The organism is uncultured Mailhella sp., from assembly GCF_944324575.1.
In the GTDB taxonomy this organism is placed as follows: Bacteria; Desulfobacterota; Desulfovibrionia; order Desulfovibrionales; family Desulfovibrionaceae; genus Mailhella.
Window position 1 is genome coordinate 1 of the sequence record NZ_CALUWV010000148.1, and the last position, 3,604, is coordinate 3,604.

General features: G+C 58.6%; 4 protein-coding genes, 1 tRNA gene and 1 pseudogene. 4 read left to right on the top strand and 2 right to left on the bottom strand.

Annotation, left to right across the window (positions count from 1 at the left end):
- Nucleotides 1-12: 12 nt before the first annotated feature.
- Together Q0J81_RS12340 and Q0J81_RS10810 are read left to right on the top strand one after the other, a co-directional pair.
- Nucleotides 13-240, top strand: a pseudogene (locus tag Q0J81_RS12340) (sigma 54-interacting transcriptional regulator); the annotation flags it as partial.
- A gap of 6 nt (nt 241-246) precedes the next feature.
- Nucleotides 247-822 (top strand): helix-turn-helix domain-containing protein, encoded by a 576-nt coding sequence (locus Q0J81_RS10810; protein WP_294447839.1) that lies wholly within the window; start codon nt 247-249, stop codon nt 820-822.
- A 343-nt stretch (nt 823-1,165) separates the two neighbouring features.
- On the opposite strand, the gene Q0J81_RS10815 is transcribed toward Q0J81_RS10810, so the two are convergent.
- Both Q0J81_RS10815 and Q0J81_RS10820 read right to left on the bottom strand, forming a co-directional pair.
- Nucleotides 1,166-1,252: transfer RNA gene (locus Q0J81_RS10815), tRNA-Leu, on the bottom strand.
- A 64-nt stretch (nt 1,253-1,316) separates the two neighbouring features.
- Nucleotides 1,317-2,270, bottom strand: a complete 954-nt coding sequence (locus Q0J81_RS10820; RefSeq protein ID WP_294447840.1) for an ABC transporter ATP-binding protein — start codon at nt 2,268-2,270, stop codon at nt 1,317-1,319.
- 297 nt (nt 2,271-2,567) lie between these two features.
- Between Q0J81_RS10820 and Q0J81_RS10825 the strand changes: the two genes are divergently transcribed.
- Entirely contained in the window at nt 2,568-2,801 is a 234-nt protein-coding gene (locus Q0J81_RS10825) for a FeoA family protein (RefSeq protein ID WP_294447841.1), read from the top strand.
- A partial coding sequence (locus Q0J81_RS10830; RefSeq protein WP_294447842.1) for a FeoB small GTPase domain-containing protein occupies nt 2,801-3,604 on the top strand: 804 nt, incomplete at its 3' end. The genes Q0J81_RS10825 and Q0J81_RS10830, both read left to right, overlap by 1 nt.

The following is a 3,604-nucleotide window of genomic DNA, read 5'->3' on the forward strand; positions in this document are numbered from 1 at the left end:
CAGAAGAAGGGGATTTTGGAACTCGTTGACGGCGGAACGCTTTTTCTGGACGAGCTTCCCGACATCAGCCCCCGCTGCCAGGTAAGGCTGCTGCGAATTCTGCAGCAGCGCAACTTCGTGCGTCTTGTCGGCACTTAGTCCATCTAGTCCGATTTCAGGCTCATTGCCGCGACCAATCGAAACCTTAAAGAAGAAGTCCGAAAGGGGCGTTTCAGGGCAGACCTGTACTATCGGATATGCGTGGTCATGCTTTCCATTCCTCCCCTGCGCGAGAGAAAAGAGGACATCCTTGCCATTGCCCGCCATTACCTGCGTCATTTTTCAGGACGATATCATCGCGAAGTTCCGGACTTGAGCGCTGCGGACAGTCAAAGGCTCTGCAGTTATGCCTGGCCCGGCAACATCCGCGAGCTGCGCAACGTCATGGCGCAGGCAGCGGCGCTGTCCGACAGCGATCATCTGTATCTGGCGCTGGAGGATGCAGAAGCCATGACGCCGCCGGAGGAAGAGCCGGCGGTCGCTTCGGCAAAGGAACGGAAGCTGTCAGGAAGCGGAGAGACGCTGCAGGAGAAGGAAACTGCCGGAGCAGGAGGGGAGAGGGATGTCCTGTCCGTGCTGGAGCGCCTGCCGAGCCTTGAGGAGCTTGAGAACCGGTACATTCAGGAAGTGCTGAAGATTACGAGCGGACGCATTTCCGGTCCGAAGGGGGCGGCGGCGCTGCTCGGCATCAATCGAACGACGCTCTACAAGAAAATGAAGGGACGCACATCGTGCGAAAACAGGGGCGGGATATGCTGCACGGACGGAGGAAAAGAGGGCTAGCGCAGAAAGCGCACGTCCCGAAGCGGCGGAAGCGGGAAGGCTCGCTCTGGGAAGGCGCGGCGTCTTCCAAAGAGTTCGACATGGTTCGTGACGCTTCGGCTGCTTAGGGCGGCCGGGAAGGCAGAAGTCCTGCGCCTCTGCGCGCTTTTTGATGTGCGGCGACCGGAGGAAAGAAGAAAGTTCTGTCGGGAGCATGAAAGAACGGCAGGGACGCGCTCATGGTGAGCGCTGTCATACAGCCTGGAGCGTCCAAGAGATTTTCTCGTTGCAGCACTGTGCGGAGAAAACTTCGTCTGCAACAAAAAAGGGTTACGGCCATAAACCGTAACCCTTGCATTCATTCTGGTGCCGAAGAAGAGACTCGAACTCTTACTCCCGAACGGGAACTAGACCCTGAACCTAGCGTGTCTACCAATTTCACCACTTCGGCGCAGGAATGTTCTTAGTAAATTTGCCGACCTTTGGCAAGCATTTTTTTCTTTCCGGGAAAAATTTTATGCGGAGGCCTTCCAGCACCGGACCAGACGGGCTTCTCCGACGGGGATGAGCGGCGGGGTCTGAAAACATTGCTCCGAGGCCAGGGGACAGCGGGGGCGGAAGGAGCAGCCTTCGGGCAGCTCGGAGGGAAGCGGTACCATGCCCGGAATGGAGGGGAGCCTTTCGCTGTTGTGATTGCCGAGAAGAGGAGCGCAGGCCATGAGTCCCTGCGAGTAGGGGTGAAGAGGGCGTTCAAAGAATGAGGCGACGGGAGCCTGCTCCATGAGCTCTCCGGCATACATGACGGCTACGTCGTCCGCAGCTTCCGCCACCACGCCGAGGTCGTGAGTGATGAGCAGAACGCCCATGTCGCGTTCTCTGGCCAGTCTGCCGAGCAGACGCAGTATCTGTCCCTGAATGGTGATGTCGAGGGCCGTGGTGGGCTCGTCGGCCAGAAGAAGCCTGGGAGAGCAGGCAAGCGCCATGGCAATCATGACCCGCTGGCGCATGCCGCCGGAAAACTGATGCGGGTAGTCGTTCAGCCTGCGGCGAGCGTCGGGTATGCCCACAAGCTCCAGGAGGTTCACGGTTCTCTCTTCGACGGCTTGTCCGTGCAGGCCTTCATGAATTTCCAGAGGTTCCGCAATCTGTTTTCCGAGGCGGAGCACCGGGTTCAGGGAGGTCATGGGCTCCTGGAAGATCATGGAAATGTCGCGTCCCCGTCGCGAACGCATGGCTTTTTCATCAAGCTTCAGCAGATCCTCGCCATCAAAGAGCAGCGAGCCGGAAGCCACGCGTCCCGGAGAGGGGAGCAGACGCATGATGGAGAAGGCAGTCATGCTCTTGCCTGAGCCGGATTCGCCCACGAGACAGAGCGTGCGTCCAGGAAAAAGCTGAAAGCTGACATCGCGTACGACAGGAGTGGAGCCGAAGGAAACGGTGAGATGCTGAACGTCAAGCAGAACAGACATGATTCGGGCCGGGGAGAAAGGTGAAAAAAAGCCCCATTGCTCTGGGAAACACGGGCAAAGGTACCAATCGACTATGACACAGCTTGAAAACAGGGGCAAGAGAGGCCTGCTATGATTTGACAAGCCGGCGGCGTGAGTTTAGCTTGTTGAAACCGCATTTCGTATCGGGATATTCAGGGCGAAGTCGTTTCACGACAGCATGCCCGAGAAGTCAGGCGGAACGTTTCCTGTGCCGGGCCTGCGCTCTGAAGCTTCCGATGCGAGGAGAACAACCCTCAGCATTTCAAGGATGTTTTTATGAGCATACCTCTTCGTTCTCTTCCTGTAGGTACCAAGGTACGCATAGCTTCTGTACGCGCCGACGGGGAACTGGGGCGTCGCATCCGCGACATGGGACTGGTGCCCGGGGCCGAAGTTGAAGTGATAGGCCGCGCGCCGCTGCGCGATCCCGTAGCCCTCCGCCTGCCGGGCTTCACCCTGAGCCTGCGCAACAATGAAGCCGATTTCATTCTGGTAGAGAAGGTAGACTGATGTCTTATTTTCATCATTCCGGTGACGGGCTGCCGAGCAGCAGCCTGCCTACGCTTGCGCTCGCCGGAAATCCGAACTCAGGGAAAACAACGTCGTTCAATGCCCTGACGGGCGCCCGTCAGCACGTGGGCAACTATCCCGGCATCACCGTGGAGCAGAAGGAAGGCATAGCCCACTACGACGGTGAGTCCATACGCATCATCGACCTGCCCGGTGCGTATTCCCTTACGGCCTACACGCAGGAAGAGCGGGTGGCCCGTCGCGTCATAGGTACGGAAAAGCCTCTGGCCGTCATGGCACTGCTCAACGCCGGCGCGCTTGAGCGCAATTTGTATCTGGCCGTTCAGCTCATGGAAATGGGCGTTCCCGTGTCCATAGGTCTGAACATGATGGACGAAGTCCGTGCCATGGGCATGAGCATAGATGTGGCCGAGCTCTCCGCGCGCCTCGGTGTGCCGGTAGTTGAAACCGTGGCCCGAACCGGTGAAGGGCTGCAGGAATACCTGCACAAGACGCTGACATTCAGCCGGAAGTTCGAAGGCCAGCCCTGGCATCCTCTGTGCATATCCTACGGACCGGACCTTGACCCCGTGCTCAAGCATCTGACCGAAGCTCTCGACGAGGAGGGCGTGGGCTGCGCTCCCTATCCCACCCGCTGGCTGGCGCTGAAGCTTCTGGAAAATGACGAGGAAATTCTTTCCGAGCTCAGTCATGACAAGCCCGAGGTCATGGCGCACGTGAAGAAGCATATCGACGAGGTTGAGGCCCATCTCAAGGCCACCCTCGGCACAAGCGCCGAAGCC

Excerpts from the sequence above, each read along its gene's own strand:
- Q0J81_RS10810 (WP_294447839.1), top strand. The coding sequence starts at position 247 with ATGCTTTCCATTCCTCCCCTGCGCGAGAGAAAAGAGGACATCCTTGCC.
- Q0J81_RS10820 (WP_294447840.1), bottom strand. The coding sequence starts at position 2,270 with ATGTCTGTTCTGCTTGACGTTCAGCATCTCACCGTTTCCTTCGGCTCC.
- Q0J81_RS10825 (WP_294447841.1), top strand. The coding sequence starts at position 2,568 with ATGAGCATACCTCTTCGTTCTCTTCCTGTAGGTACCAAGGTACGCATA.